Genomic DNA, 960 nt, shown 5'->3' on the forward strand with positions numbered 1-960 from the left:
TCTTTTTTATCTTCAATACCCAATCTACAAATCATTTCCTCAATTCGTTTCTTCTTTTCCCGCCTACTGATTCGAGTATAATCTAAAGGCACTTTCACATTTTGATACGTGTTATAGTCATCAATCAAAGCAAACTGCTGGACGACAAAGCCAAAACAGCTATTTCTTAACCTGGCCAACGTCACCTGATTCATTCTAGACACATCTTTTCCATTAAGGTAATAGCTTCCTAAAGTAGGCCGATCAATACATCCAATAATGTTAAGCAATGTCGATTTTCCAGAACCCGATACCCCCATGATGCCCACCATTTCCCCTTGCCTGATTTCCAGATCGATCTCGTTTAAAGCTTTGACACTATTATCACCGCGGCCATATATTTTTTCTACACCATGCAGTAATATCATTTGGCTACTCCTTTCTACGGATGATCTCGCTAATTTCCGTTCTCAGAAACTTTACAACCGGCCAGACAGATATCAACACAACAATTAAAAGCATGAGCGGCACAGTATAATAAAGAACTTGCCCTTGATAAAAATCTGGAAAAATGTTGTTCTTAACCTGATTGCTGATCAAAGTTGCTAAAACAAAAGAAAAGCTCAAACAGATCATAGAAATCCAGAGGATGCGCAGAGCAATATTCTTCATTGTCGCTCCCGCAAGAAGATGAACGTCCTATTTCTTTTTGTGTTTTTTCTTAAAAAACTCAATAAAGATACCACCATACTTATGGAAGCAAATAAAAGAACAGCAATGCCTATGGGCAACAGGCTTCGTAGCCCTGCATTGATCGCATCAGATATTATCAAAGAGTGCTGGTTTAAATCATATGGATTAAGGGATGTGTATAGTTTTAACCGGTTACTCTCCGCGCTTATGGAAATAAAGGTTTCTTTCACATTACCGGAAATAATCAGTGATTGAGATATTATTTGGCCAAGATTTGCTAGTGCATAT

Annotated in this window: 3 protein-coding genes; all 3 read right to left on the minus strand. The window is 38.0% G+C overall.

All coding sequences use genetic code 11. From position 1 onward, the window contains the following. A partial coding sequence (locus SSCH_RS00720) for an ABC transporter ATP-binding protein (RefSeq protein ID WP_044663795.1) occupies nt 1-407 on the minus strand: 407 nt, incomplete at its 3' end. Between the two features lie 4 nt (nt 408-411). Further along, nucleotides 412-651 carry a hypothetical protein gene (locus SSCH_RS00725; protein ID WP_044663796.1) on the minus strand — a complete coding sequence of 80 codons (240 nt, stop codon included), beginning with the start codon at nt 649-651 and terminating at the stop codon, nt 412-414. After that, nucleotides 648-960: hypothetical protein (locus SSCH_RS19730; protein ID WP_232294124.1), on the minus strand; the 313-nt coding region annotated here is incomplete at its 5' end. The genes SSCH_RS00725 and SSCH_RS19730, both read right to left, overlap by 4 nt.

The organism is Syntrophaceticus schinkii (genome assembly GCF_000946815.1).
In the GTDB taxonomy this organism is placed as follows: domain Bacteria; phylum Bacillota; class DSM-12270; order Thermacetogeniales; family Thermacetogeniaceae; genus Syntrophaceticus; species Syntrophaceticus schinkii.